This is a genomic window from Streptomyces sp. RPT161, from assembly GCF_027533845.1.
GTDB classification, from domain to species: Bacteria; Actinomycetota; Actinomycetes; order Streptomycetales; family Streptomycetaceae; genus Streptantibioticus_A; species Streptantibioticus_A silvisoli_A.
The window spans coordinates 386,886-412,307 of the sequence record NZ_JAPZVN010000004.1; the positions used below are offsets into that span (position 1 = coordinate 386,886).

The 25,422-nt window shown below is 71.8% G+C and carries 26 protein-coding genes; 12 read left to right on the top strand and 14 right to left on the bottom strand.

What is annotated here, in order from left to right:
• A complete protein-coding gene (locus tag O5O46_RS12810; RefSeq protein ID WP_269855477.1) occupies positions 1-645 on the bottom strand; it encodes an MFS transporter in 645 nt (214 codons plus the stop codon).
• A gap of 275 nt (positions 646-920) precedes the next feature.
• On the opposite strand from O5O46_RS12810, the gene O5O46_RS12815 reads away from it, so the two are divergent.
• Entirely contained in the window at positions 921-1,556 is a 636-nt protein-coding gene (locus O5O46_RS12815) for a ScbR family autoregulator-binding transcription factor (protein WP_269855478.1), read from the top strand.
• Between the two features lie 23 nt (positions 1,557-1,579).
• On the opposite strand, the gene O5O46_RS12820 is transcribed toward O5O46_RS12815, so the two are convergent.
• Complete coding sequence (locus tag O5O46_RS12820) at positions 1,580-2,284, bottom strand: ScbR family autoregulator-binding transcription factor (protein WP_269855479.1); 705 nt, start codon at positions 2,282-2,284, stop codon at positions 1,580-1,582.
• 108 nt (positions 2,285-2,392) lie between these two features.
• Between O5O46_RS12820 and O5O46_RS12825 the strand changes: the two genes are divergently transcribed.
• Positions 2,393-3,382, top strand: coding sequence for a ScbA/BarX family gamma-butyrolactone biosynthesis protein (locus O5O46_RS12825; protein ID WP_269855480.1), 990 nt, complete (start codon positions 2,393-2,395; stop codon positions 3,380-3,382).
• Entirely contained in the window at positions 3,379-4,224 is an 846-nt protein-coding gene (locus O5O46_RS12830; protein ID WP_269855481.1) for an SDR family oxidoreductase, read from the top strand. The genes O5O46_RS12825 and O5O46_RS12830 overlap by 4 nt, the downstream gene beginning before the upstream one ends.
• On the opposite strand, the gene O5O46_RS12835 is transcribed toward O5O46_RS12830, so the two are convergent.
• Together O5O46_RS12835 and O5O46_RS12840 are read right to left on the bottom strand one after the other, a co-directional pair.
• Positions 4,217-5,467 carry a cytochrome P450 family protein gene (locus tag O5O46_RS12835; RefSeq protein ID WP_269855482.1) on the bottom strand — a complete coding sequence of 417 codons (1,251 nt, stop codon included), beginning with the start codon at positions 5,465-5,467 and terminating at the stop codon, positions 4,217-4,219. The two genes, O5O46_RS12830 and O5O46_RS12835, sit on opposite strands and share 8 nt — an antisense overlap.
• A gap of 127 nt (positions 5,468-5,594) precedes the next feature.
• Positions 5,595-6,698, bottom strand: a complete 1,104-nt coding sequence (locus O5O46_RS12840; RefSeq protein ID WP_269855483.1) for a questin oxidase family protein — start codon at positions 6,696-6,698, stop codon at positions 5,595-5,597.
• A gap of 73 nt (positions 6,699-6,771) precedes the next feature.
• Between O5O46_RS12840 and O5O46_RS12845 the strand changes: the two genes are divergently transcribed.
• A complete protein-coding gene (locus O5O46_RS12845) occupies positions 6,772-7,251 on the top strand; it encodes a MarR family winged helix-turn-helix transcriptional regulator (RefSeq protein WP_269855484.1) in 480 nt (159 codons plus the stop codon).
• A gap of 22 nt (positions 7,252-7,273) precedes the next feature.
• Here O5O46_RS12845 and O5O46_RS12850 read toward each other — a convergent pair whose 3' ends face one another.
• Positions 7,274-9,037, bottom strand: a complete 1,764-nt coding sequence (locus tag O5O46_RS12850) for a SpoIIE family protein phosphatase (RefSeq protein WP_269855485.1) — start codon at positions 9,035-9,037, stop codon at positions 7,274-7,276.
• Between the two features lie 261 nt (positions 9,038-9,298).
• Between O5O46_RS12850 and O5O46_RS12855 the strand changes: the two genes are divergently transcribed.
• Complete coding sequence (locus tag O5O46_RS12855) at positions 9,299-10,639, top strand: sensor histidine kinase (protein ID WP_269855486.1); 1,341 nt, start codon at positions 9,299-9,301, stop codon at positions 10,637-10,639.
• A 38-nt stretch (positions 10,640-10,677) separates the two neighbouring features.
• On the opposite strand, the gene O5O46_RS12860 is transcribed toward O5O46_RS12855, so the two are convergent.
• On the bottom strand, positions 10,678-11,370 hold the full coding sequence (locus O5O46_RS12860; protein WP_269855487.1) for a response regulator transcription factor: 693 nt from the start codon (positions 11,368-11,370) through the stop codon (positions 10,678-10,680).
• 224 nt (positions 11,371-11,594) lie between these two features.
• Here O5O46_RS12860 and O5O46_RS12865 point away from each other — a divergent pair, with 224 nt between their 5' ends.
• Complete coding sequence (locus O5O46_RS12865) at positions 11,595-12,428, top strand: isocitrate lyase/PEP mutase family protein (protein ID WP_269855488.1); 834 nt, start codon at positions 11,595-11,597, stop codon at positions 12,426-12,428.
• A 49-nt stretch (positions 12,429-12,477) separates the two neighbouring features.
• Here O5O46_RS12865 and O5O46_RS12870 read toward each other — a convergent pair whose 3' ends face one another.
• Entirely contained in the window at positions 12,478-13,887 is a 1,410-nt protein-coding gene (locus tag O5O46_RS12870; protein ID WP_269855489.1) for an MFS transporter, read from the bottom strand.
• Positions 13,888-14,049: 162 nt separating this feature from the next.
• Between O5O46_RS12870 and O5O46_RS12875 the strand changes: the two genes are divergently transcribed.
• Positions 14,050-14,925, top strand: a complete 876-nt coding sequence (locus O5O46_RS12875; protein ID WP_269855490.1) for a helix-turn-helix transcriptional regulator — start codon at positions 14,050-14,052, stop codon at positions 14,923-14,925.
• On the opposite strand, the gene O5O46_RS12880 is transcribed toward O5O46_RS12875, so the two are convergent.
• Positions 14,922-15,473, bottom strand: a complete 552-nt coding sequence (locus O5O46_RS12880; protein WP_269855491.1) for a sugar O-acetyltransferase — start codon at positions 15,471-15,473, stop codon at positions 14,922-14,924. The two genes, O5O46_RS12875 and O5O46_RS12880, sit on opposite strands and share 4 nt — an antisense overlap.
• A 452-nt stretch (positions 15,474-15,925) precedes the next feature.
• Between O5O46_RS12880 and O5O46_RS12885 the strand changes: the two genes are divergently transcribed.
• Positions 15,926-16,516 (top strand): hypothetical protein, encoded by a 591-nt coding sequence (locus O5O46_RS12885; RefSeq protein ID WP_269855492.1) that lies wholly within the window; start codon positions 15,926-15,928, stop codon positions 16,514-16,516.
• Between the two features lie 115 nt (positions 16,517-16,631).
• On the opposite strand, the gene O5O46_RS12890 is transcribed toward O5O46_RS12885, so the two are convergent.
• Positions 16,632-17,300, bottom strand: coding sequence for a transglycosylase SLT domain-containing protein (locus O5O46_RS12890; RefSeq protein WP_269855493.1), 669 nt, complete (start codon positions 17,298-17,300; stop codon positions 16,632-16,634).
• 72 nt (positions 17,301-17,372) lie between these two features.
• Positions 17,373-18,236, bottom strand: coding sequence for an SDR family NAD(P)-dependent oxidoreductase (locus O5O46_RS12895; RefSeq protein WP_269855494.1), 864 nt, complete (start codon positions 18,234-18,236; stop codon positions 17,373-17,375).
• A 92-nt stretch (positions 18,237-18,328) separates the two neighbouring features.
• Here O5O46_RS12895 and O5O46_RS12900 point away from each other — a divergent pair, with 92 nt between their 5' ends.
• From O5O46_RS12900 to O5O46_RS12915, 4 genes are all read left to right on the top strand, one after another.
• Complete coding sequence (locus tag O5O46_RS12900; protein ID WP_269855495.1) at positions 18,329-18,790, top strand: MarR family winged helix-turn-helix transcriptional regulator; 462 nt, start codon at positions 18,329-18,331, stop codon at positions 18,788-18,790.
• Positions 18,791-18,894: 104 nt separating this feature from the next.
• The gene (locus tag O5O46_RS12905; RefSeq protein WP_269855496.1) at positions 18,895-19,905 is read left to right on the top strand and encodes a hypothetical protein; all 1,011 of its coding nucleotides are present in this window, start codon (positions 18,895-18,897) and stop codon (positions 19,903-19,905) included.
• A gap of 197 nt (positions 19,906-20,102) precedes the next feature.
• Positions 20,103-20,957: a hypothetical protein gene (locus tag O5O46_RS12910; RefSeq protein WP_269855497.1), complete on the top strand. Its 855-nt coding sequence runs from the start codon at positions 20,103-20,105 to the stop codon at positions 20,955-20,957.
• The gene (locus O5O46_RS12915) at positions 20,954-22,462 is read left to right on the top strand and encodes an NADH-quinone oxidoreductase subunit NuoF family protein (RefSeq protein ID WP_269855498.1); all 1,509 of its coding nucleotides are present in this window, start codon (positions 20,954-20,956) and stop codon (positions 22,460-22,462) included. Before O5O46_RS12910 ends, O5O46_RS12915 begins: the two co-directional genes overlap by 4 nt.
• Before the next feature lie 94 nt (positions 22,463-22,556).
• On the opposite strand, the gene O5O46_RS12920 is transcribed toward O5O46_RS12915, so the two are convergent.
• From O5O46_RS12920 to O5O46_RS12935, 4 genes are all read right to left on the bottom strand, one after another.
• A complete protein-coding gene (locus O5O46_RS12920; RefSeq protein WP_269855499.1) occupies positions 22,557-23,129 on the bottom strand; it encodes a YbhB/YbcL family Raf kinase inhibitor-like protein in 573 nt (190 codons plus the stop codon).
• Between the two features lie 30 nt (positions 23,130-23,159).
• Positions 23,160-23,582, bottom strand: a complete 423-nt coding sequence (locus tag O5O46_RS12925; RefSeq protein ID WP_269855500.1) for a DUF7144 family membrane protein — start codon at positions 23,580-23,582, stop codon at positions 23,160-23,162.
• Positions 23,583-23,820: 238 nt separating this feature from the next.
• Complete coding sequence (locus O5O46_RS12930; protein ID WP_269855501.1) at positions 23,821-24,336, bottom strand: hypothetical protein; 516 nt, start codon at positions 24,334-24,336, stop codon at positions 23,821-23,823.
• 71 nt (positions 24,337-24,407) lie between these two features.
• A complete protein-coding gene (locus O5O46_RS12935) occupies positions 24,408-25,391 on the bottom strand; it encodes a L,D-transpeptidase (protein ID WP_269855502.1) in 984 nt (327 codons plus the stop codon).
• Between the last annotated feature and the right edge of the window lie 31 nt (positions 25,392-25,422).

Sequence of the window (25,422 nt, forward strand, 5' to 3'; positions counted from 1 at the left end):
TTAATGCGCGGGTGAAATAAGGGAGTTTGCGGCTAACGGCTGATGGCTCGGCGCCCGCCGAGGTAGTAGGCGGCGGAGACCACCGCCGCGCCCACGGAGCAGGAACACCACTCGCCAGTCCAGGTCAGCCAGCGCGCCGCCACCGAGCAGCAGCACGCCGCCGAAGGCACCAGCGGCGGTCTGCCGCCGCAGCAACTTCTGCCGCTGGGCGCCCTCGTAGAGGTCGGCCAGCATGGCGACGCTGCTCGTCATGATCAGGGAGACCCCGATGCCGAGCACCACCCGACCGGCCAGGACGCTCGGCAGGTTGGGCAGGAACGCACCTGAGCTACCACCGACGGCGAATGCCAACACGCCCGTGACCAGCGCTGCCTTGAGGCCCAGCCGCTCCACGACGGTTCCGGCCAGCGGGGCGAGGACAACGATCGCCAGCGCGTGGGTGGTGGTGACCATCCGGGACAGCAGGTCGACGTTGGCGGTACCGGCGAACGCGGCACGGATGCCGGGGATCGCGGGCGCGACGGTCGCCCCGGCCATGGTGGTCAGGGTGCCGACCAGAACCAGGGTGGCGGCCTGACCGTTGCCGTCTTTCCTGGCTGGTGTCGCTGTCTTGGCGACCTGTGGGCAGTCGCTGGTGGTACTCATCAGGTTCTCCTGGGACCGCATCGCAGTTCGACATGGGGCGCGCGAAGGCGAGCACGGCCTGACGCTAGGAGTTGAACTTAGGTTCAGGTCAACTGTCCGCCGCTGCGCGCAGATCCTGGGCGGGGCTGTGCTCGGGCTGGAGAAACAAACCAATTTGTTGGTTTGATGTTGGGTGTGGTTCACGTATGTCTTGAGTGCCGGGGCACCGCCGCCTTCAGCGCGGCCGTCACCACGGCAGGGGTTCACCAGCAGTGGGCCCGCGAGGTGGCGGTTCGGTGAGGAAGCAGGAACGCGCGGCCCGTACCCGTCAGGGACTGATCCGCGCTGCCGCGCAGGCATTCGCCCAACGCGGCTACGTACAGGCGAGGTTGACCGACATCAGCGCCAGCGCCGGGGTCAGCCCGGGTGCGCTGCACTTCCACTTCGAGAACAAGGCGGCGCTCGCCGCAGCGGTGGAGGCGGAGGCGTCGGCGGCGCTGCGCGGTGTCGCGCGCGATGTCTACCATGGCCGTCAACTCGCGCTTCAGACGCTGACGGATGTCACGCACGCGCTCGCCGAGCTGCTGCGCGAGGACGTGGTGGCGCGTTCCGGTTTCCAGCTGAGCTGCCAGCGGGCGCTGGGGCCTGAACTGAACCTGCGTCAGGAGTGGCAGGGTTGTGTACAGCATCTGCTGGCCCTGGCCGCGAGCGAGGGGACGCTGGCCGAAGGCGTGGCTCAACAGGACATGGTCACCACGATCGTTGGTGCCACGATCGGGTTCGAGGTGTTGGGGCGCGACAACCCGGAGTGGCTGTCCCGGCAGACGATCACTGGTTTCTGGCGGGCGATGCAGCCGCGGTTGGCGGCTCCCGGGGTGCTCGGACGGCTCGATCCGGAGGGCCGTCAACAAACAGAGCCGTCGGTTTGTTAGGTTCGCGGCTCGCGAGCCCCCGGTCAGCGCGGGGCGGCGGCGGGTTCCTCGGTGAGTTCCGGCTTCGGGGCCCGCGGCGCGTCGTCGCGCCTGTTCGCGGCGAGCAGACGTTCGCCGCGGTCCGGGGACATGTCCAGGGAGGCCAGTACCGCGGGCACGGTGATGCACGGGAGGACGTGGCTGAACAGCACGGCCGTCCGGTGACCGAGGTCCTCGCGGTCGGCGAGGGTCTGGGACATCGCCTGGATACCGGCGAAGGCGCCGACGAACATGTCCGCGGTGTCCTCGAGGACGACGTGCGGCAGCAGCTCGCCGTTGTCCCTGGCCGCCGTGAGCATCTGGAGGTTCTGGGCGCTCCAGTTGAGGAACGGCCCGCGGCGGTCCAGGCCGCTGGCGCCCTGGTCGAGGGTGAGCCGCACGCTGGCCCGTACCAGGGGGTCGTGGCGCAGCCGGTGGGAGAGCACCATGCCCGAGTCGATCAACTGCTGGAGCTTCAGGGGCTGTTCGGGTAGCGGTTCGTCTTCCAGTTGCGCGTCAAGGACGGCGAAGGCCAACTCCTCCTTGGAGGCGAAGTGGAAGTACAGCGCCCCCTTGGTCACTCCCGCGGTCGAAATGATCTCACCGATGGTGGCGGCCTCGTAACCACGCTGGTCGAAGACCGTCGCCGCCGCCTCCACCAGGACTTTGCGGGTTCGGATCGCACGGTCCTGTCGCGCCTGTCGCGCCACGAAGCCTCCAAGCAAGATTCACAGCAGCGTTAAAAAGAAAACCGATTAGTACGTATGTTAGCAGTGGGGGTCTCCTGCCCCCCAAGGCGCAGATTCCAGGGGGGATTTATGACGCAGCGGCTTTCTGTCGTCCGTACCGCGGGCGATGTCGTTCCGGGAGTGGCGCGGGGCATGGCCGCGTCGGACGCGGCGGCTCCGGTGGCCAGGGAACTGGTGCACAGGACCTCCGAACACGAAGTGCTTCCGACCGGATGGACTCGGCTCGATGGCTCCCACTTCTCGGTGTCGGTTCGCTGGCCGCGTGATCACAGGTGCTTCGCTCCGGTGGGCGGCCACCATGACGCCCTGCTGGTCGCGGAGACGATGCGACAGGCCACGATACTTCTGGCCCATGCCGAGATGGACGTTCCGCTGGACCATCACTTCGTCATGTGGGGACTGGAGTACTCGGTCACCGATGTGGCACGGCTCGCGCTGGACGATCGGCCCGACGCCGTGGAGACCGTGGTGACCTGCAGCGGGGTGCAGCGGCGCGGCAACCGGTTGTCCAGCATGCGCACCAAGTACGTGCTGTGGCGCGCGGGCCGGGTGCTGGCCACCGGCAGGGCCCGGCTGACCTGCACCAGTGCCCAGGTCTACGCTCGGCTGCGGGGCGAGCGGCTGGCCGCCGCGGGCCTCGCGGTCCCGCTGCTGCCCGCCGTACCGCCGGAGCAGGTCGGCCGCACCGCCATCGAGGACGTCGCGCTCGCCCCCGTACCGCAGGAGCGCGTCTGGAGGCTGCGCGTCGACAGCGGCCACCCCTCGTACTTCCACCGTCCCAACGACCACGTTCCCGGCATGCTGCTGCTGGAAGCGGCGCGGCAGGCGGCCCGCTCGGTCAGCTCCGCCGACCGGTTCGTCCCGACCGCCGTGGACGTGGCGTTCCACCGCTACGCCGAACTCGACAGCCCCTGCTGGATCACCGCCGGTCCGCCGCGCGCCGACCCCTGGGGCGGCCGGACGGTGCGGGTCAGCGGACACCAGGACAATGAACTGGTGTTCCTCGCCACGCTGGCCTGCGCGGCCCCTGACGAGCCCGACGAGTGGAGGTCGCGTTGATCCTGGTGACAGGTGCTACCGGAACGGTGGGCGGCCGGGTCGCCCGCCGGCTGCTCGACCGCGGTCCGTTGCGGGTGCTGGCGCGGCGGCCCGAGCGGGTGGCGTTCGCGGGACCGTCGGCGGAGGTGGTGCCCGGCGACTACGGGGACCGCGCCTCGCTGGACGCGGCCATGGTGGGCGTCAGGGCGGCGTTCCTGGTGACCAACGACCCGCAGCGGCCACAGGAGGACGCCGACCTCCTGGACGCGGCCCGGGCCGCCGGGGTGCGGCGGGTGGTCAAACTCTCCGCGCACGCGGTCGGCCAGCCAGGCGCGGACGACCTGATCACCGACTGGCACCGCGCAAACGAGGACCGGCTGCGCGCCTGCGGTCTCGACTGGACCATCCTGCGACCGCGTGCCTTCATGACCAACACCCTGTCCTGGGCGTCCTCGATACGTACCGAGGGCGTGGTCCGCGCGTTCGACGGGGAGTCGCCCAACGCCTGTGTCGACCCGGACGACATCGCCGAGGTGGCCTGCCGGGCGCTGACCGAGCCGGGGCACGAGGGCCGGGTGTACTCGCTCACCGGTCCCGAGGCCCTCACCGTGCGGGAGCAGACCGACCAGCTCGGCGAGGTGCTGGGCCGGTCGCTTCGGTTCGAGCAGCTCACCGCGGACCAGTTCCGCGCGGGGCTGCGGCGGCGCTATCCGGAACCGGTGGTCGAGGCGCTGATGGCCAGCGCGGAACGGGGCCGCAGCGGAAGCAAGGCACAGGTGGACCCCACCGTCCGGGAGGTGACGGGCCGACCGCCCAAGAACTTCCGTGCCTGGGCGGCCGAGAACGCCGAGCGGTTCAACTAGCGGACTCCGCGGTGTCGTTGGGGCTGCCCAGGATGGCGGGCAGGTATCGGTGGCCGTTGGATATGAACGAGTTGAGGCTGCCCAGCTCGTGTACGGGCGCGGCCAGGGCGAGTTCGGGGAACCGGGAGAACAGCGCGGGCAGCGCCACCGACACCTCAAGCCGGGCAAGCGGCGCGCCCAGGCAGTGGTGCACCCCGTGGCCGAACGACAGATGGTCCCGGCGGGTGGGCCGGGTCGGGTCGAACCGGTCCGCGTCCGGGCCGTGTTGCCCGGGGTCGCGGCCCGCACCGGCGAGCGAGACGATGACCGCGTCTCCCCGGCGGATCGTCACGCCGCCCAGCTCGATGTCCTCGACCGCGTACCGCAACGGCACGTTCGCGCCCGGTGCCTCCACCCGCAGGGTCTCCTCGACGACGTCCGCCCAGGAGACCTCCCCGGAACGAACCCGGCGCAGCTCGTCCGGGTGGGTCAGCAGCAGCCGGACGGCGTGGCAGATCAGGTTGATCGTGGTCTCGTAGCCCGCCGAGATCATCAGCAGTAGGGTGTCCACGAGTTCCTGCCGGCTGAGCCCGGTGCCGTCGCCGTCGTCCCGGGCGGCGATCAGACCGCTGGTCAGGTCATTGCCGGGCTGTGCGGTTTTGTCGGCGACGAGTTGGTCCAGCATCCGGTACAGCCGCTCGCCGTTGTCCTGCGCCTCCTCGACGGTCAGCGCGGTGCTGAACGTCAGGTCGATGGTGCGGCGCAGTTCGGGGCGGGACCGCTCGGGGATGCCGAACAGTTCGCAGATCACCTGGGTGGGCAGTGGGCTGGCGAACTCGGCCCGCAGGTCCACGGGTTGGCCGGCCGGGGTGGCCGCCAGGCGGTCGAGGAGGTCGGCGGTGATCTCCTCGACGCGGGGTCTGAGTGCCGCGGTACGGCGCGCGGTGAACGCCTTGGAGACCAGCTTCCGTAGCCGGGTGTGGTCCGCGCCGAATGCGGTGATCATGCTGCGGACGGAAATCCACAGCGCCAGCGGCCAGTCCCGGGGTATCTCGCCGTTGATCCAGGCTGGCCAATGCTGGTAGGCGTCCTTGGAAACGCCGGGATGGGTCAGTAGTTTCTTGATCAGTGCATGACTTGTCACCGACCAGGCGGGAACACCACCCGGCAGTATCACGGGGACCACGGGCCCCCGTTCGCGTAGCCGTGCGGTTTCCGCGTGGATGTCCCGACCCGTGGGGTCCAGAACGACGGGTTCCACCATTGCCGTTTCCATTGGCAGTTCTCCGCTCTGTCGGCGGGAGTGCGGCCCCACGGAATGGGGCCGCACTTGGTCACTGCCGTGATTCTCCGTGTCCGGAAAGGGATTTGACGGTTCGGGCCGACGGGCGTCAGCGGCGCGGGATGCGTTGTTGGGCGGCGAGGACGGCGGCGCCGAAGCGCGGGTCGGGGCGTAGCGCGTGTTCGCGGATGCACGCCTCGGTGAACTTCAGTACGTGTTCGTCCTGGTGCTCCACCGCGCGGGCGGCGAGTTCGTCGAACGACGGCACGTCGGTCTCCAACGCGGTGCGCAGGACGGTCTCCTCCTGCCGCCGGTCGCCGGTGAAGGCGAGCAGCAGCGCGATATGCACCTGCCACAGGGCGGCCAGGGTCGGCGTGTGCAACTCCGTGGGCAGATGGGGGAGTACCAGCCGGGCGGCGGCGGGCGCGGTGACGGCGTGGACCAGCGGCACGGGAAAGACCTCGGGGTGGGCGAGGTATATCCCGGCGAACTCCACGGTCATGTCGCTGAGCATGGCCTGCGGGTCGGCAGGGGCCAGTGCGTCCAGCGCCTGCCCGTATCCCTCGAACCGGTCCAGCGCACGCAGCCGTTCGGCGGCGGAACCGCGACTGACGGTGGCGGCCATGGGGCGGCGGGGCAGCGCCGCCACCGCGTAGGCCAGCCGGCCCTCGCCCTGCGCGGCGCCGAACCTCGCCTCACCGGGCAGCCCGGTGTAGCGGGCCGCCCAGTAGGCCAGGCCCCGGGCCAGTTCGGTGAGTTGGGCGCCGGTCGGCTTCGGGGCGGCGGACAGCGAGCGCACGGCGTGTGCGGTGCGGATCATGCCGTGGGTGAGTCCGGCCAGTGTGCCGGGCAGTAGCCGTCCCCACCAGCGGGCGAGCACATCGCGCCACGGCCGCTCGGCCAGTTCGCGCTCGAACAGCTTCTCCCAGTCGCCGGCCCGCTCGAACGCGCCCAGCGCGGGCCGCCAGGCGGACTCGTCGTCGGGGTCCAGGGCGAACCGCGGCGCCGGTGGCTCATGGTGCGGCATGGCCTGCCGGTACCCCTCCACCCAGGCGGCCACCTGGGCCCCGTGGCCCAGCACGGCCAGTGCCTCGGCGCCCATGGGGCCGTGGTTGGCGAGGTCACCCTGTGCTCCGCGCTCGTATCCGAGGTCGTCCATGCGCTCCAGGGCGTCGTTGACCGCGTCCTGGTAGCCGATGACATGACTGGTCACTGGCGGGCCCGCCTTCCGATAGCCGGTCTCCGGTATCCGAATACTTTGGATATCCAAGCTATACACTGGTCCGGTGACGGACAAGATCGCCCCCGCCCCTCCCGACCCGGCGCAGCTCCAGGAGACGCTCGCCTTCGTTCCGCTGCTGGCCGCCTTCTTCCGGCGGGCGCACACGGACATGCCGGACCAACTGCGGGAGGCGTTCAGCAGCCATCGGCTCACCGCCCGGCACGGTGCGGTGCTCACCCAACTGCTCGCCCAGGACGCGATCGGCGTCAGCGAACTGGCCCGGCGGATGGGCCTGTCGCTGTCGACCGCCAGCGAACTGGTCGGCGACCTGAGCCGGGCGGGCTGGGCCAGCCGCCGGGAGGATCCGGCCGACCACCGCAGGACCCTGGTGGCGCTGCCCGAGGAGCGCCGCCCGGTCGTGGAGGAGTTCGTCGCGGTGCGCGCGGCGCCGCTGCTGCGGGCCATGGACGGGCTCTCCGCCGAACAGCGGCAGGGCTTCGTGGCGGGGCTGCGGGCGTGGGCGCACGAGGTGCGCGACTGGTAGCGGCCCAGGGGCCCGGTTGGGGCTACGTCGGCTCGCCCATGTCGGGTGCGGGCCGTGGCCGCACCCGGGCGGCGAGCACCGCGATGTCGTCCTCCGCGGCCTGCGGCACCAAGCCGCGCAGCACCTCGTCCAGCAGGTCGTCCAGGTCTCCGGCCACCGGCAGTTTGAGGTTGGCCAGCCGGGCCAGCGAGACGTCGATGTCCTCGCCGCGCCGCTCCACCAGGCCGTCGGTGTACAGCAGCAGCACCTGGCCGGGCTGGAAGGCAGTGGTCACCAGGTCGTAACCGCCGAAGCAGGTGCCCAGCGGCGGACCGTTGGGAACGCCGATCAGCTCGGCGCCGCCGTCCTCGCCGAACAGGGCGGGCGGCAGGTGCCCGGCGCTCGCGAAGGCGCAGCGCTCACGGGCCGGGTCGGCCAGTGCCAGCAGGCAGGTGGCCGGGCGGACGGACTCGCTCTCCTCGCAGATCAGGGTGTCGAGCTGGCGCAGGATCCGGTGCGGCGGCAGATCGGTGGCGGCCACATAGCGCAGTATCGAGCGGTAGCTGCTCATGTCGACGGCGGCCTCGATGCCGTGCCCCATCACATCGCCCATGGCCAGCAGGGTCCGCCCGTACGGCAGCCGGATGGTCTCGTACCAGTCGCCGCCGACCACCGCACTGGTGCCGGACGGCAGATAGCGCGAGGCCATCTCCAGGTTGGGGTGCGGGCTCCCCGGCTCGGCGAGCAGGGCGCGCTGCAGTTCCAGGGCGATGCCCTGGGAGCGGGCGTACCGGCTGGCGTTGTCGATGCCGATCGCGGCGCGGCCCGCCAGATCCTGGGCGAGCACCGTGTCCTCATCGGTGTACTGAGGCGTCAGCCCGGCCCTGGCCAGGGTCATCGCGCCGATCGCGTGGCCGCGGGCGGCGAGCGGCACGACCAGCAGCGAGTGGATCCCCATCGCCCGGTACTCGGCGATGTGCTCCGCCTCCGGCGGCTCGTCGTCGTCCTGTGGCCGCCACAGCACCGGCGAGGCGGTGGCCAGGCAGCGCTGCACGGCGGAGCCGTACGGATGCCGGACGAACTCGCCGGTCACCCCCAGCGCGTTCGCCCGGGCGCTCAGCGCCGGAACGGCGGCCAGCGCGGTCCTGCGCAGCCGTAGCGCGCCCGCCCTGGTCGCGGCGCCGTGCGGGGCGTCGGACGGGAAGACCTCGACGGTGGCCAGGTCGGCCAGCCGGGGGACGACGAAGTCGGCCAACTCGGCGCAGGTCATGTCCACGTCGAGGGTGGTGCCGATCCGCGTGGCGGCGGCGTCCAGCAGGGCGAGCCGGTGGCGGGCCTGCTCCAGGTCGTGCTGCTGCTGACGGAACTCGGTGATCTCCAGCATGATCCCGACCAAGCCCTCCCGTCCGCCCTCGGCCGTCAGCCGGTGGTACGCGCAGTGCCACCAGCGGCGGTCCCCGGGCACGTCGGCGGGGGTGCGGCCGCTGATCACCACTTCCCTGGGCCGGCCGTCGTCCAGCACCTGCCGCAGCACGTCCGGCCGGTCGGCCACCTCCGGCAGCGCCTCGGTCAGGGTGCGGCCGATCAGGTCGGCGGCCGGGACCCCGGTCATGCGGGTGAAGGCGGGATTGGCGTACAGGTGGCGCAGCCCCGGATCGAGGACGACGACCCCGGCGGTGGTGCCGTTCAGCACGCCGCGCAGCACCTCGTCGGTGCCGTGCGCCGCGAGGGCGGCGGCGGCCGCGTCGAACAGGGCGTCGGCGTGCAGCGCGTCGGCGTCGTCCCGGCCGGAAGCATCGGGGCACACCCGGCTACCTCCTCCTCTCCCGTGTCCGAACCGCCTCGTCTTCATCGTCTGACCACGGTGGGTGATCCGCATCCGCGTTGCCCCGCCGGTGCGCCGGGGAAGCGCGGAGGCGGCGGACGTGCCATATCGTCTGGGCGTGACTGCGTCGACTGCCGCTGGGCCGGATCGGGACATCGAAGGCTTACCGGGGCGCGCCGCTCGGCGCCGCTTCGGCCGGGGCTGCGCGGGACGGTGCGGCCCCTCGTCGAGAAGCGCCGCGCCATGATACGCGGGCGTCGGCGCACTCGCGACGCCCCGGCGCGGGCGGGCTCGCTGCGCGGCCGGGTGCTGGTGTCCATCGTGGCGGTCACCGCGTGCGCGGTGCTGGTGTTCACCCTGCCGCTGGCGGTGACGGTGCATCGGATCTACCGCAGCAACGCGGTGGTCACCGTGGAGCGCAACGCCGTCTGGGCCGCGCTCTCGCTGCCGGTTCCGGCGAGCACCCGGCACGGTCGCGCGGTGCTGCCGAGCGGCCGCTCCGCGGACACCCATGTGGCGATCTACACCGCCTCCGGACACCGGCAGGACGGCTGGGGCCCGGACTTCTCCAACCTGGTGCTCCAGGCCCGCGACGGCCGACTGCACGAGGCGGTGGAGAACGACCAACTCGCCGTCGCCGCACCGGTGTCCAGGAACGGCGAGGTGGTCGCGGTGGTACGGGCGTGGCTGCCATGGGACTTCGTCACCGACCGCACCCTGGGCGTCTGGCTGCTGCTCGCCGCGCTCGGCGCGGTGGCGGTGGCGCTGTCCGCGGTCCTCGCCCGGCACCTGGCGCGCCGCATCGCGATACCCCTGGAGCGGCTCACCGCCACCGCACGGGCGCTGGGCGACGGGGACTTCAGTATCCAGCCCGCGCGCAGCGGCATCCGGGAGGCGGACGCGGTCGGCCTGGCGCTGAGCGCCACGGCGGAGCGCCTGGGCCAACTGATCGAGCGGGAACGGCGGTTCAGCACCGCCGTCTCGCACCAGCTGCGCACTCCGCTGACCGCGCTCATCCTCGGCCTGGAGCGTGCGCTTGAGCAGGACGGACCGGTACCGCGCGAGTCGCTGACCACGGCACTGCGCCGCGCCGACCAACTGGGCCGCACCGTGGAGGAGTTGCTCCACCTGTCCCGGGACACCCACCGCTCCGCCGGGTCGGTCGACGTCGCCCAGACCCTGGAGCAGGCGGCCGCACGCCACCGGGAGGCGATCAACGACGCCGGGCGCTCGCTGGTCACACGGTGCGAACCCGACCTGCCGCCGGTACAAGCGTCCGCCGTGGCCATCCTGCAGATCGTGGACGTGTTGCTGGACAACGCGCTGGCGCACGGCCGCGGCGAGATCAGCCTGGTGGCGGCGGACGTCGGGGCCGGGGTGGCGCTGGAGGTCGGCGACGAGGGGCCGGGACCGGCGGGCGGCGGCGACGCGGCCTTCGCGGTGCCGCGGCAGCGCGGCCACGGCATCGGCCTGGCGCTGGCCCGCTCCCTCGCGGAGGCGGAGGGCGGGCGCCTGGTCCTCAGACGGCCGGGGCCAGGTCCGGTGTTCACCTTGCTGCTGCCCGCACACGAGGACCGGGGCTAGGCGCGGGGACCGCTCGTGGCTCGCCCCAGGAAAGGCACCTACAGCTCCTGCTCCAGCCGGTAACCCGTGCCGCGCAGCGTCGTGATGCGTTCCGGCGCCTCCCCGGCGTCGATCAGCTTGCGCCGCAGGGCGGAGATGTGCACGTCCAACGTCTTGGTGGAACCGAACCAGTTGTCGTCCCACACCTCCGCCATCAGGTGTTCGCGCCGCACCACGGTGCCCGCCGACGCGGCCAGCGTCGCCAGGAGGTCGAACTCCTTTGGCCGCAGCGGCACCTCACGCGGCCCCACGTAAACCCGCCGGGCGTGCCGGTCGATGCGGGTGGCACCGACCTGCAGCACCTGCGGCCCGGCGCCGACCGCACGCCGCCGTAGATGAGCGCGCAACCGGGCCAGCAACTCGGTGATGCGGAACGGCTTTGTGAGGTAGTCGTCCGCACCGGCGTCCAGCGTGACGATGACCTCGAACTCCTGGGTACGGGCGGTGAGCACGACGATGACCGTCTCCACCGGCAGACACGAGCGCAGCCGGCGGCACAGCGTCACCCCGTCGATGTCCGGCAGCCCGAGGTCGAGCAGTACCAGGTCCCAGCTGCCGCGCAGCGCCGCCTCCGCGGCCTGCGCGCCACTGTGTGCGTGCTGCACGTTGTAGCCGTGCCCGGTGAGCGCCTGGCCTAGTTCGGACGCGATCTCGGGGTCGTCCTCCACCACCAGGAGTTCCGCGAGCGCCATGCCGCCCATTAGATCAGCGGGAAGTTTCCGGAACCGTCTCGATCGCGAGTTCCGGCCACCTTCGTGTGTTAACCGCTGGCGCATTATCGGCTTAACGTAAGCAGGTTGGTAAACGGATTGTTTGCACTCCTCGGAGGAGGATCTCACCCCCAGGCGCATACGTTCGTCGAGCGCGGTTCCGAAACCGTACGGGACCGGCTATCCGAGCGTGAGGAGAATCCGGCATGACGCAGTACGGAACTCTTTTGCGGCAGGCAGTGAACGAGCCAGGAACCACGCCGTTGATCGGTGTGCACGACATGCACTCCGCCGCGGTGGCGACCCAGTTCTACGACGGCCTGTTCCTGTCGGGCTTCGGACTGGCCGCCTCGCACTACGGACTTCCCGACATCGGATACATCGCCTGGCCGGACGTCATCTCCTTCGCCCAGCGCATCAGGGGCGCCTTCCCCGGCGTGCACCTGCTGGTCGACATCGACGACGGCTACGTCGACACCCATGTGGCGACCCACGTGGTACGGCAGTTGGAGGCGGCGGGCACCTCCGGGGTGATCCTGGAGGACCAGGCGCGGCCGCGGCGCTGCGGGCACGTGGACGGCAAGAAGGTGCTGCCGCTTGAGGAGTACCTGGACAAACTCCAGGCGGTGCTGGAGGCCCGGCGCGATCTGGTGGTGGTCGCCAGGACCGACGCCACGGACGAGCAGGAGATCCTGCGCCGCGCCAAGGCGCTGGCCGCCACCGACGCCGATGTGGTGCTCGTCGACGGCGTGCGCAGCGTCGAGGCGATCCGCGCCATCCGGGAGACCATCGGCGACAAGCCGCTGCTGTTCAACCAGATCGGCGGCGGCAAGTCGCCGCGGCTCTCCCTCGGCGAGCTGGGCGAGCTGGGCGTCAACGTGGCGATCTACAGCACCCCGTGCCTGTTCGCGGCGCAGGACGCCATGCAGCGCGCGATGTCCGAGCTGCGGGCGGCCGACGGCAGGCTTCCCGAGCCGAGGCCGGACGCCACCACCGTGGCGAGCTGCCTGGCCCTGCTGGAACGCACCACCGCCGCGTGACCACCCGCGGCCCTGGCCCTTCCCCCCTTGGGCGCCAGGGCCGCGGCTGTCACCGGACCCCCGAGGCTCCCCGGCCCGGTAGGGCCAACGCCCCCGCCGTGGTGGCGAGTAGCAGGAGGGCGGCGATCAACAGGCTGACGTGCATGCCGGAGACGAACCGCTCCCGGTGCGCTACGAGTGCTCCGAAGACCGCCACGGCCAGCGCGCCGCCGGTCTGGCGGCCCGCGTTGAGCACGCCGCCGGCCATTCCCGCCCGGTCAGCCGGGATGTCACTCAGCATCGCGGCGGTGAGCGACGGGACGGCGAACCCCAGCCCGATGCCGACCGGAACCAGCAGCAGCGCGGTCAGCGGCCGATCGGTGTGCGCGTCCACCGTCAGCAGGCCGAACAGGCCAAGTGCGCAGACCAGTTGGTCGACGGCGATCGGCACCCGCGGCCCGAATCGGGCCGCGGCCCTCGCCGAGCCGACGTTCGCCCCGGCGACCAGCGCGGTCATCGGCAGGAACATCAGCCCCGCGGCCACCGCGGACAGTCCGAGGACCTCCTGGAAGAACAGCCCGAGCACGAACACCGTGCCGTAGAACGCCGCGTTGACCGCGAACCCGATCGCCAGGCTGAGCGTCGCCGTGCGGGACCGGAACAGACCCAGCGGCACCATCGGCTCGCCGGCCCGTGCCTCGGCCACCACGAACGCGATCATCGCCACCACGGCGACCAGCAGGCTGACCACAGCCGTCGGCGTACCGAAGCCCGACGCGCCGCCCTCGATCACCCCGAAGGTCAGCGCGCCCAGCGCGATCACCGCGGTCAACTGCCCCAGCGGGTCGAGGGCCGCGGCCCGGCGCGGCGACCGCGGCACCCCGAGCAGTACCGCCAGCGTGAGGAGGCCGACCGGCAGGTTGAGGAAGAAGATCGACCGCCAGCCCAGCGAACTGGTCAGTGCCCCGCCCACCACCGGCCCCGCCGCCGTGGACACCGCGCCGCCGACCGTCCACAGGGCGATCGCCCTGGCCCGCTCGACGGCGCTGGGGAACGCCTGGCGTACCAGCGCCAGCGACGACGGCAGCATGACCGCCGCCGCACTGCCCTGCAGCACCCGCGCACCGATCAGCGCGCCCAGCGCGGGTGCCAGCCCGCACAGCACCGACGCCGCGGTGAACACCGCGAGTCCCGCGCCGAACACCCGGTTCGCCCCGAGCCGGTCCGACAGCGCACCGGCCGAGAGCAGCAGCGCCGCGAACATCAGCGTGTAGGCGTCAACGATCCACTGGAGACCGGCCGTTGTACCGCCCAGCGTACGGCCGATGGCGGGGAGTGCCACGTTCACCGCCGAGGCGTCCAACCCGATGACGAAGAAGCCCAGCAGGGCCGCGCCGAGCACCAGGGTGGGGGACACCCGACGCGGTGCGGTGGCCGGTGGTGCTTCGGTGCGTATGGGTTCCTGCACGGTCGTGTGCATCGGTTCTTCCTCCCCGTGGTGGTGTTCGCCGTCGCGCTCCACACTGGTCCGGTTCTCCGGCGGGTGGCAGACCGCGATGTTCAGGGGAGTTGCCAGCCAGGGAGTGACACGGCCCCCCAACTGCGTTGCGCCGCGGCGATGACGCGCTGGCAGACTGTGGCCATGACCGAGCAGACCGAGCTGGGACGGTTCCTGCGGGCCCGTCGAGGTGGCGTGCGGCCCGCCGACGTGGGGTTGCCGACCGGCGCCGGAGTGCGCCGCACTCCCGGGCTGCGCCGTGAGGAACTGGCCACGCTGGCGGGCGTGAGCATCGACTACTACACCCGCCTTGAGCGCGGCAAGGAGACCCGGCCCAGCCCGGCGGTGGTCGAGTCGCTCGCCAACGCGCTACGGCTGAACGACGAGGAGCGGCAGTACCTGCGCGACCTCGCGGTCCAGGCGGCCCGCCGCGCCCCCGAACCCCGGCCGCGGGCGAGCCGCACGGTGCGGCCCAGTGTGAAGCAGCTGCTGGAGACGGTCCGGCCCAACCCGGCGTACGTCGTCAGCCGGACCAACGACCTGCTGGCCGCCAACCCCGGCGGCGTACGGCTGCTGCACGGCATTGCGGACTGGCCCGCCCGGCAGCGCAACACCATCCGCTACACCTTCCTGCACCCGGCCGCCCGCGACCTGTGGCCGGACTGGGAGCAGAAGGCCAAGGGCTGCGTCGCCCAACTGCGCGCGGTCGCCGGAAGCGATCCCGACGCACCGGACCTGGCCGCACTCGTCGGCGAGCTGATCGTCAAGAGCCCGGAGTTCAACCGGCTTTGGGAGCGCTACGAGATACGGGCGATCGGCGACGGTTCGAAGACCTTCCGGCATCCGCTGGTCGGCACGATGACCCTGGTGCACGAGGTGGTGAACCTCAACCGCACCGACGGCCAGCGGATGGTCGTCTACATGGCCACGTCCGGCACCCCGGACCATGACGCGATGACGCTGCTGGACCTGGGCGTTCCGGAAACCGCCCCGGCTGAGCGTGCGCCGCTGAACCACTAGGCCAGCCGGCGGACCACCCGGGCCGGACCGCCGACCGCCAGCACTCCGGGCGGCAGGTCAGTGGTGACCACCGCCCCCGCGCCGACCACCGTGTTCTCGCCGATGGTCACCCCGGGGCAGACGATGACCCCGCCGCCCAGCCAGACGTTGTCGCCGATCACCACCGGAAGCGCCTTCTCCCACCCGGCCCGCCGACGCTCCGCGTCCAGCTCATGGGTCGGCGTGAGCAACTGCACGTTCGGCCCGATCTGCACATGGGCGCCGATGGTGATGGGCGCCGGGTCGAGGAAGACCGCCCCGAAGTTGACGAACGTACCGGTGCCGATGCGGATGTGGTAGCCGTAGTCGCAGTAGAACGGCGCCCGGATCCGCACCTGCTCGCCCACTGATCCGAGCAGGTCCTCAAGGATCGCCTGCCGCTCCCCGGCATCCCCTGCCGCGTTGTACGCCGAGCACAGCCTGTCCCGGCGCGCCGTGTCCGCGGCCAGCTCGGGGTCGTCGGGCAGGTACCAGTCGCCGTTCAGCATGCGTTGCTTGTTCTCGCCCATGGTGGCCCTTCCTGCCGACCGGTGCCGTCAACGAAGGCTAGCCGCAGTCGAGTTGGGCGGTCGCCCGCCGATCGGGGCTGGGTCGTGTCCGATGGGTCGGGTGCCACGGCCCACGGTCGGGTGGTTTGGACCCGACTTGGTGCCGCGGTGCCGGCGGTCGCTCACGTGGCGGCACGTCAGCGGTCTTCCACGCGGAACGTCCTGGCACCATCACCGTCAGCGCAGGACGAAACTGCCGCCCCGACCGGGGCCGCCTCTGCCCTCCGGTCGTCACCCCCTGGTAGGCCGCAGTGACCGTGAAATGACCTCAAGGCGGGGGCCACCCACCGGACACGTCCTAGTCGCACCAGAAGAGGAAGCACGTCGGTGGCTGGGTCGGCCGTGGCCGCGGGGTCGGCGTCGGTTGCGTCGGCGCGGGCGGGGGCGTGCTGTTCTGAGTCCGGCTCGGTGCCATGGGGGCCGAGACCGGGACCGCCGTATGCGCGGCGGTTCCGCTCGGCACCGCGGGAAGCGAGGGCTGGGCGGAGTGCGAAGGACGGTGCGGCACCGGTTTCCTGATGGATGCCGACGCCCGGGGCGCAGCCGTCGCCGCGCTGGCCGTCGCCGTCGGCTCCGCCATGGTGGAGGACGTAGTCGACTGCGCGTTGTCCACCCGCGACGGTCCGGTCGGCAGCAGCTCCCCGGGCAGTACGGTCGCGGCGACCCCCACCAGGACGAGTCCTCCCGCAACGCCCAAAACCAGCTTGGCCGTTCCACCCCTGCGACGCGCCGCCCTACGGGAGCGGGAGCGGGTGGCGCCGCGGCGACGGCCCGGGGCGGGCGGTTCCTCGTCGGCCTCGGCCGCCTCCTCGTCCGGTGGCTCCAGGACCTCGTACGGCTGCGGCTGCGGCATCGGAGGGATGAGGCTCTGGTACAGGGGGTGCGGACCGGTTCGCGGTGCGCCAACCGACGGCACCTGCCACGTCGGCGGCGCGCTGTGGGGCGTGCCGCACACCGGGCAGGCGTACGCCTCGCCGAGGTGGCTCCCGCACCGTTCGCAGTAGTGCATGCGCTGGTCCGTTCCTTTGGATCAGCCCCCCGGCTCCCCCTTGGCGCGCCACACCATACTGACGTGCCCATGCGAACGCCATGCCGAGGCTCACAGGGTCCGCGGCTTGCTCAACCGGCGCCGTGTAGTGCCCTCGCCGCCACGGACCAGTTGCTGTGGAGCTGGTCCAGGTAGGACTGTGCCGCTGCGCCCGGTTTGGCGCCCCGCGCGAACGCCGCCATGTTGCCGGGGCCGGTGTTGTATCCGAGGGCCAGCAAATCGTCCTCGGTGTAGCGGCTGGAGCGCTCGGCGGGGAGCTGCCGGGCCAGGTCGTGCAGGTACCAGGCGGCGGCCTCGACCGCGAGGGCCGGATCGTCGGGCAGCTGCTGCCAGTCCCGGTCGGCGAAGTCCCGGCCCTGTTTGGTCTCGTCGAACGCGGCCTTGTGCATGTTGGCGATGCCGAACGCGGCATCCGGCTTGATGCGCTGCCAGGCCCTTTCCCAGGCGGGGTCATGCGGCTTGTACGACTCGTTGTACAGGATCGCCATCAGCAACTGCGGGTTGATTTCCGCCTGTTTGGCGTACTTGATGACCTGCGGGGCGTAGCGGGACGGGTCCTGGTTGTTCGGTGTCGGTCGCTCGCCCGGCGTGCTGGTGGCGGTGGGCGCCGCCGACTCCCCGGGCTCGCGGGGCGCGGTCGACTCCGTCCCGTGCCCGCCGCGGGCGGCGGCCCACCCCGCCACGACCAGTACGGCGACCGCGAGGCCGACACCCCACCGAGACCTGCGTGGCTCCGCCACGTCGTGCCCTCCCTGTGCCGCCCGGACCCCCGTGTACCGAAAGATACGCCGCGCGGCGGGGTCCGGTCCGCCTCAGGCGACCCAGCCGTTGGTGACGGCGAGCGTGGCGGAGCCGTCCAGGTCCTTGAGCTTGGTGGCGACGAAGCCGCGCGCCGCCTCGGATGTCTGCATGCGCAGCGCGGGGCGGTCCGCCTCCAGTGCCGCGATGATCGTCGCGGCGGCGTCCGCGGGGCTCTGCGCGGCGGCGAACGCGTTGGCCGTACGGTCGAGGTAGTTGCGCAGCGCCGGGGCGTAGGGGCCCGCCGCCTCCAGTGCGGCCGGGATGTCGACGTTGACGTTGGCCACGAACTCGCTCGCCACGGCGCCCGGTTCGACCAGGGTGACGGTGACGCCGGTGGTCGCCGCGACCGGGGCGAGCGACTCCATGAAGCCCTCGACGGCGAACTTGGCTGCGCAGTAAGCCTCGTTGAACGGCTGGCCGACGACACCGCCGACGCTGGTGACGGTGATCAGACGGCCACGGGAGGCGCGAAGGTGCGGCAGGGCGGCGCGGGCCACCTCCACCACGCCGAAGAAGTTGACCTCCATCACGGCCCGTACGTCGGCCACGGTCTCCTGCTCGATGGTGCCGACGTGGCCCGCGCCCGCGTTGTTGACCACCGCGTCCAGCCGTCCGTGCTCGGCCAGTACGGCATCCACGCAGGCGGCCACCGAGGCCGGGTCGGTGACGTCCAGGCGGCGCACCTCGATCCGGTCGGCGACCCCGGCGTCGGCCGCGGCCTGGCGCAGGGCGTCGGCGCGGGAGGTGTCGCGCATGGTGGCGACGGTGTGCCAGCCGGCCTGTGCGGCGGCGACGGCGGCGGCCAGGCCGATTCCGGACGAGGTGCCGGTGATCAGAGCGGTCTTGGGCTGGGCGTTCGGGCTGGTGGAGGGCATGGGAGGCCTTGTCTTGAAGGGCGCGTGATTTATGTGTGCGCACACACACTAAACAATGCGTGTGTGTACACGCAAGCCGTACGATGGCTGGCATGAGCCGTCGCCCCGAGCTGACCATCGGAACCCTTTCCGAGGAGGACCACGCCTTCTACGGTCTGGTGTGGGCGGGCACCACGCTCGCCGCACGGGTGGACCGCGAGCTGTCCCGGGCCCATGGACTGTCGCTGTCCTGGTTCGAGGTGCTGCTGTGGCTCAACGGTCAGAGCGAGCCGGTGGCCTCCTCCGACCTGGGCGCCAGGACGATGCTCAGCCGCAGCCAGGTCTCCCGCGTTCTGGACGCGATGGTGGCCCGGGGGCTGGTGGCGCGCACACCGTCGCCGACGGACGCCCGGTCGGTGCAGGTCGAACTCACCGCGGAGGGCCGCGCGGCCTTCCGCGAGGCGGATGCCACGCGCCGGGCGGTACTGGGTCCGGTCTTCACCGAACTGCTCGGCCCGGAGGACATCCGGGCGTTGGAAACGGTCTGGCGCAAGCTCAAGGGACAAGCCGCCTGACCCCCCGCATGACAGATGTCATGCGCCAACGTGGACACTCGGCACTGCCGGGCAGCGCTTCGCTGGTGGGACGCTGAAGTCCCTTACACCGCAGGAGCGTTGACATGCGCCGTCACGGAATCAACTACGACACCGGGTTCGACCCGTTCGGAGACGAGAGCAGCCGTCCGCACTTCGACGCCGACGCTGTGCGCCGCGACATGGCGGTCATCGTCAACGAACTCCACTGCGACGCGGTACGCGTCTCCGGCGCCGACCCCGAGCGGCTCTCCGTCGCCGCGCAGGCGGCCGCGGAGGCCGGGCTCGAGGTGTGGTTCGCGCCGTTCCCCTGCAACATGGCCCGCGAGCAGCTGATCGAGTACTTCGCCGAGTGCGCCCGGCGCGCGCAGCGGATACGCGCCACCGGCGCCGAGGTCGTCTACGTCACGGGCTGCGAGGTGAGCCTCTTCAACCCGGGCTTCATCCCCGGCGACGATCTCGACGCCCGGCTGAACGCCATGATGCACTCGCCGAGCCAGTGGTACACCACCGAACTCCCGGCGGTCATTGCCCGGTTGAACACCCTCCTCGCCGATGTCGCGGACGAGGCCCACAAGCACTTCGGCGGGCCGATCAGTTACGCGTCCGGACCGTGGGAGCACATCGACTGGACGCCGTTCGACATCGTCGGCGTGGACGCCTACCGTGCCCACTACAACGAGGCCACGTTCCCTGACGAGGTACGCGGACACCTTCGGCACGGCAAGCCGGTGGTCGCCACCGAGTTCGGCTGCTGTACGTACCGGGGCGCGGCCGCTCGCGGCGGCGCGGGATGGATGGTGCTGGAGAAGGGCGCCGACGGCGAACGCCGCCTCAAGGAGCGGTTGGAGCGCGACGAGCGGGAGCAGTCCCGGTACTTCTCCGAACTCCTCGCCGTGTTCGAGGAGGAGGGCCTGGACGCCGCCTTCTGGTTCACCTACGCCTCCTGGCACCTCATACACCACTCCTCCGACCCCGCCCGCGACACCGACATGGCCGCTTACGGCGTACAGGCCGTCCTCCCGGACGGCACGCTCCGCCCGAAGCACGTCTTCCGCACGATCGCCGCCGCCTACGCCAAGGCGAAGGGCGACTGAGGCCGCGTCAGGCCCCGATGCCCACATACGCGACCCGGAGCAGTGGGGCGCGGGGGTACCGGGACCGCATCCGGCATGCCCTGGTGTGCAGCGTGAACTGACCGACCGGACACGTGAGTTCCCGATTGAACCGCCAACGTCTCGATTCCGTAACCAAGGCCAAACGGATCGGCATCGGCAGGGGAGATCGGAGCGTGATGAGGCGAGCGGTGGATTCGGGGCGCGGCCAAGCACGTGGGCGCTTCAACGATTCGGCGGACGCCTTGGGCGGCCCGCCGACGATCGCCGTCGAACTCAGCCCGTCCACGAGGATGTTGCTGGGCACCGTGCTGGCCGTGGTGGCCAGCGCCGTGGGGCTCGGCCTGGTACTGAGCGCCGGTGCGGGGGTGCGCGGCTTCCTGGACTACTTCGCCGGTGTCATCTCGCTGGTGGCGCTCACCGGCGCGGTGCTGTGGGGGGTCATCAGCACCGACACCGCCTTCCTCGGCCCACGTGGTCGGCTGTGGGCGCAGGGCGTGCACCGGGGGCTTGGCGTCATATCGCTGGGTTTCCTGGTGCTGCACGTCGGCATCAAGGTCTCCGAGCAGCACGCCTCGCTCGTAGCGGCGTTCGTGCCGATCGGGTTCTCCGCCCGCGGCGTGCTGATCGCGGTCGGTGTGGTCGCGGGCTACCTGCTGGTGCTCGCGGTGGGCACCGGGGTGGCCCGCAGGGCGTTCGCCGCCCGGCGGCACCCGGTGCGCTGGCGGATCCTGCACGCGGCCTCGTATGTCTCCTGGCTGGCGGCGCTGGTGCACGGGCTGAAGGCGGGGCGGCCCGCCGCGTGGTGGGTCACCGCGTCGTACATCGCCTGCATGATCGCCGTCACGGCCGTGGTGGCGGTGCGCATGCGCGGACCGGCCCGCCAGGAACGCGCCCCGTCGATACGTCGTCCCCCCATCGCGCCGACCGGCCGCCGCCGGGCGGGCGGTCGGCGCAGACGGACGGACCGCAGGAACCCGCCGTACCCGTACGCCCCGGAGACGACCCGGTCACGGATCGAGGGCCGCCGATGAACAACCTGCCGGTACGCAGCCTGGCCAGCGACCTGCCCGAGGTGCGCCCGTTCGGACTGCCGCGACTGACCGCCGGAATGGACATGGCGGCGCGACTGGACTGGACCACACACCTGTCCGTACACGGCCCGCTGCCCGACCTCACGCTGCCCCAACTCACCGAGCTGGCAACGGACATCGACCTGCGCGGCCGGGGCGGCGCGGGCTTCCCCTTCGCCCGGAAACTGCGCGCCGTGGCCGACTCGGCCCGCAAGCGGCGCACCCGTACCGCCGTGGTGGTCAACGGCTGCGAGGGCGAACCGGCCTGCCGCAAGGACACCGTGCTGCTGGCCCGCGCCCCTCATCTGGTGCTGGACGGCGCGTTGTTGGCCGCCGAGGCGCTGGGCGCTGAGCAACTGGTGGTGGGCGTCACCCAGGGGCCGCTGGAGGAGTCGGTGCGCGCGGCGCTGGCCGAGCGCGGGCTGTCCGACCGGCGCGGACGGCGGCTGCGGGCCCGGGTGTTCCGGATGCCGGAGCGTTTCGTATCCGGCGAGGCAACGGCGTTGCTGAGGGCGGCGGACGGCGGCCCCGCGCTGCCGCCCGGCCGCCGGGTGCGGTCCGCCGAGCGCGGGCTGTCCGGGCTGCCCACGCTGGTGTCCAACACCGAGACGTTCGCGCAGATCGCGGTGGCCGCCCGGATGGGCGCGGAGTACTACGCCGCGACGGGTGCGCCCGAGGAGCCGGGCACGGTGCTGCTCACCCTCGGCGGCTCGGTGCCGCGACGGGTGGTGGTGGAGACCCCGACCGGGGTGCCGCTGGCGCACGTACTGGAGAGCTGCGGCACCGGCATCGGCCAGGGTGTGCTGGTCGGCGGCTACCACGGCGCCTGGCTGGATCCCAGCGCCGCCTCGATGGCCTCGATCTCCCGTACCAGCATGGCCGCGCACCGGGCGACGCTCGGCGCGGGGGCGGTGCTGCCGCTGTCGTACGACGTGTGCCCGCTGGGTGAGACGCTGCTGGTCGCGCGGTGGCTGGCGGCCGAGACCGCGGGCCAGTGCGGGCCGTGCCGCCTGGGCCTGCCCGCGCTCGCCGGTGCGCTGGCCGACGTGCTGGCCGGCGGCGGGCAACCCGCCTTGGAGACGCTACGGCAGTACGCGGGGTCGGTGCGCGGCCGGGGCGCGTGCAAACACCCGGACGGTTCGGCCCGGTTCGTACTGTCGGCGGTGAACACGTTCACCGATGACCTGGCCGCCCATGTGCTGGGCGGCGGCTGCGGGCGACCGGTGGCCGGGCTGCTCCCACTGCCGACGGACGACGGGCCGGGTGTCGGCGAACGGCTCGCCGTGGACTGGACGTTGTGCGTGGGGCACGGGCTGTGCGCCGACCTCCTCCCGGAGGCGATGCGCCTGGACCGTGACGGCTACCCGGTCTTCGACGACGCCCCGCTCCCGGACTACCTGCTGCCGCGCGCCCGCAGGGCGGTGGCCCGCTGCCCGGCGCTGGCGCTGCGCCTGGAAAGGCGGTGAGGCGGCCCGCGGGGCGCGGGCCTGTCCCGTACAAGGTCCGGTCGCTCAAGAGGGGCCGGGGCCCGGCGGTAGGAGGGAACGCGGGACGCCCGGGTCAGCGGCGGGTGTAGGGGGCCACCAGCGTCGCGGAGGCGACCGCCCGGTGCTGCAGTTCGCGCAGGGTCTGGGCGGGCGGGGTCTTGGCGTTCAGGGACGCGGGGGTCCGCTCGCGCAGTGCGTACAGGGTGAGTTGGTAGTGGTGCGTGGTGCCGTGTGGTGGACACGGGCCGTCGTAGGTGGCCTCGCCGAAGTCGTTGAGCGCCTCGCGGGCGCCCGGCGTGAGGTGGTGGGCGGTCAGGCCGTGGGCGTCGGCGGGGATGCCGAGCTGCAGCCAGTGGATCTTGTGTGCGTCCAAGTCGACCATGGACACGGCGAGTTCGGCGGTCCCCGCGGGCACATGCGCGAAGTTCAGGCCCGGTGAGTAGTCCCGTGGGTCGTCACAGGTCATCAGCCGGACGAAGGCACCGGACCGGTCGAAGCCCTGGCCCCGGGTGAGCGTGAGGCCGGTGGCCGTCGTGCCGGTCGGCGGGCCGCCGGGCGCGGTCTTCGGTCCGCCACCGGAGCAGGCGGCGCACACCAGCAGTGCCGCCACGGTCGCCATGAACGCCTGGGCGCGGTGTCCTCGCATGGCGCCTACTGTAGGCACGCGAACATGTTCCTACGGTGACCGAGCCGACTGGACGCGCCCGCCGTAGACGCTCAGCCCGTAGATGGCGGCGACGTCCAAGGCGATGATCAGTACGGACCACACGGGGTAGGCCGGGATGAAGAACATGTGCGCGAACGCGTTCAGGCCCAGCACCACGACGCCGAACCAGCGCGCCCACTCGGCCCCCGTCGACAGTACGCCGACGCAGGCGAACGCCTGGAGGATCGCCAGCGCGAGCAGCAGCCAGCCGAAGGTCCGCAGGTCGCCGAGGACGAAGTGGGCGTTGCCGAGGAAGACGTGCGAGTTGACGATGGCCGCGATGCCGTCGAGTCCGTTGAAGAGTGCCAGCAGTCCCAGCATGACCCCTGCGAACACCGCCAGACCGCGGCCTTCCTGCTCTGCCACGCCGGCCCGGTAGGCATGTGAAGTCATAGAAACCTCCATGTGTGGCCCCTTCTGACCTCTTCCCGTTTTGGGAGAGGACCTACCGGTGCCACCGTCCGGAGCCGTGCCGTCTCCCCCCGTTACCAGCGCCGGCGCTGATGGGGGTGGCCGCCAGGATGATCTTCGGCGCCGTGGATGCCGGGCCGCGCGGGCAGGAGCGCGGCGCCCGGGACCGCGGGGCCGGTGACCGCGAGGGCCGGTGACCGCGAGGGCCGGTGACCGCGGATCAGCCCGCGGTCTCGGTGCCCTCGAAGTAGGACTCCAGTACCGCGTCCAGTTCCGCCGCCCACTGCTTGGGCAGGCTCCGGTTGGGAGCCTCGATGTCGGCGTCGTAGCTGCGGCGGCCGGTGGTGTACACGGTGACGGTGAGGCGGCGGCCGAACCGGGGGGTGTCCATCTCCACCGCGCCGATCTCCGACCAGCCGAACTCGGCCGTCTCGTCGTCCAGCCGGAGGGTGACGCCGGTGCTGTCGACGGTGATCGAACCGCGTCGGTCGGACACCTCGAAGGCCGGGCCGTCGGCCACCGGTCGCGGCTCCTCCTCGGCGGCGGCTGCCTCCGGTTCGGGTTCCGTCTCCGGTTCGGTGCGGGCGTCCTGTGCGGCGTCGGGCAGCACGGCGTCCGGTACCGGCGGCTGCTCCTCCGCCTCGGCAGGGCGCGGCGGGGTCAGGCCGGGGACGTACGCCGGATCGGTTCCGGCGGCGTGCACGGACGGGCTGTTCTGACCTATGCGGTGCTCCACGGCGGGCAGTATGGCCGATGGAGCTGTGCGGGCGGTAGCCGGGCCGGGCCCGCTTACCGCCCGCTTGACGCCTAGGCGCCGGTGGTCTGCTGGCCGGTGGCGCTGTCCGCCAGCCACTGGGTCCAGGAGACGTTGAAGTCCGCGTAGCCGTTGTCCCCGGCGGCGTCGCCGCGCGGCGAGCCGGAGATGGTCACCGGGTCGCCCTGCTCGACGTTGTTGTAGAACCACTTCGCGTCGTCCAGCGACAGGTGGACGCAGCCGTGCGAGCCGTAGCTGTGGCCCGGGTACGGGTCGCCGGTGGAGTAGTGGACGTACGTGCCGGACGTGGTGAGCTGTACGTCCCAGGGCAGCGTCAGGTCGTAGAAGTTCGGGTTGCTCTTGTCGCAGGTGATGCCCACGCTGCACGAGGTCATCCGCACCTTGGCCTGCTTGTCCATCACGGCCATGGTGCCGTCCCAGGACGGGAAGTCCGGGCTGCCCGCGTCGATGGCCATGGTGCGCACCACCGAGCCGTTGCGGGTGACCTTCATGGTGTGTCCGGTCACCGAGACGCTGGCTTCGAAGTCGGCGCCGATGGTGAAGCTGTGCTGGTAGCTACGGGTGCCGTAGCGGCCGTTTCCGTCGCTGACCCCGTTCAGGTCGGCGTTGAGGGTGACCTTGGTGCCGGACGGCCAGTAGTCCTTGGGCCGGAAGTCGACCCGGGTGTCGCTGAACCAGTGCCACGCGCCGGTGACCGGTGTCGAGGTGGTCACCTTCAGGTGCCGCTCGACGGCGGCCCGGGCCGAGTGCGCCACCGGGTTGGAGAACTGGACCGATATCGGCATGGCCACGCCCACGGTGCTGCCGTTCTCCGGTGCGATGGTGTCCAGCAGCATCGGCGGCCCGGCGGGCCGGGTCGGCGACGGGTGCGCGCTCGGCTTGGCCTTCGTGCCGGGCTGCGCGGACGCCTTCGCGTCGGTGGTCGAGGCCATCGCGTGCCCACCGCACGCGGTGGCGCTTGTCAGCACCGCACCAGCCAGTAGTGCCATCCCGATGCTGCGCTTGATCCGCCCCACGCCTTGCTCCACTCACGTCACTTCATCGGAT

Excerpts from the sequence above, each read along its gene's own strand:
- O5O46_RS12880 (WP_269855491.1), bottom strand. The coding sequence starts at position 15,473 with ATGGGCGAGAACAAGCAACGCATGCTGAACGGCGACTGGTACCTGCCC.
- O5O46_RS12900 (WP_269855495.1), top strand. The coding sequence starts at position 18,329 with ATGAGCCGTCGCCCCGAGCTGACCATCGGAACCCTTTCCGAGGAGGAC.
- O5O46_RS12915 (WP_269855498.1), top strand. The coding sequence starts at position 20,954 with ATGAACAACCTGCCGGTACGCAGCCTGGCCAGCGACCTGCCCGAGGTG.
- O5O46_RS12925 (WP_269855500.1), bottom strand. The coding sequence starts at position 23,582 with ATGACTTCACATGCCTACCGGGCCGGCGTGGCAGAGCAGGAAGGCCGC.
- O5O46_RS12910 (WP_269855497.1), top strand. The coding sequence starts at position 20,103 with ATGAGGCGAGCGGTGGATTCGGGGCGCGGCCAAGCACGTGGGCGCTTC.
- O5O46_RS12895 (WP_269855494.1), bottom strand. The coding sequence starts at position 18,236 with ATGCCCTCCACCAGCCCGAACGCCCAGCCCAAGACCGCTCTGATCACC.
- O5O46_RS12865 (WP_269855488.1), top strand. The coding sequence starts at position 11,595 with ATGACGCAGTACGGAACTCTTTTGCGGCAGGCAGTGAACGAGCCAGGA.
- O5O46_RS12920 (WP_269855499.1), bottom strand. The coding sequence starts at position 23,129 with ATGCGAGGACACCGCGCCCAGGCGTTCATGGCGACCGTGGCGGCACTG.
- O5O46_RS12855 (WP_269855486.1), top strand. The coding sequence starts at position 9,299 with ATGATACGCGGGCGTCGGCGCACTCGCGACGCCCCGGCGCGGGCGGGC.
- O5O46_RS12885 (WP_269855492.1), top strand. The coding sequence starts at position 15,926 with ATGGGGGCCGAGACCGGGACCGCCGTATGCGCGGCGGTTCCGCTCGGC.
- O5O46_RS12870 (WP_269855489.1), bottom strand. The coding sequence starts at position 13,887 with ATGCACACGACCGTGCAGGAACCCATACGCACCGAAGCACCACCGGCC.
- O5O46_RS12810 (WP_269855477.1), bottom strand. The coding sequence starts at position 645 with ATGAGTACCACCAGCGACTGCCCACAGGTCGCCAAGACAGCGACACCA.
- O5O46_RS12875 (WP_269855490.1), top strand. The coding sequence starts at position 14,050 with ATGACCGAGCAGACCGAGCTGGGACGGTTCCTGCGGGCCCGTCGAGGT.
- O5O46_RS12835 (WP_269855482.1), bottom strand. The coding sequence starts at position 5,467 with ATGGTGGAACCCGTCGTTCTGGACCCCACGGGTCGGGACATCCACGCG.
- O5O46_RS12860 (WP_269855487.1), bottom strand. The coding sequence starts at position 11,370 with ATGGCGCTCGCGGAACTCCTGGTGGTGGAGGACGACCCCGAGATCGCG.
- O5O46_RS12905 (WP_269855496.1), top strand. The coding sequence starts at position 18,895 with ATGCGCCGTCACGGAATCAACTACGACACCGGGTTCGACCCGTTCGGA.
- O5O46_RS12825 (WP_269855480.1), top strand. The coding sequence starts at position 2,393 with ATGACGCAGCGGCTTTCTGTCGTCCGTACCGCGGGCGATGTCGTTCCG.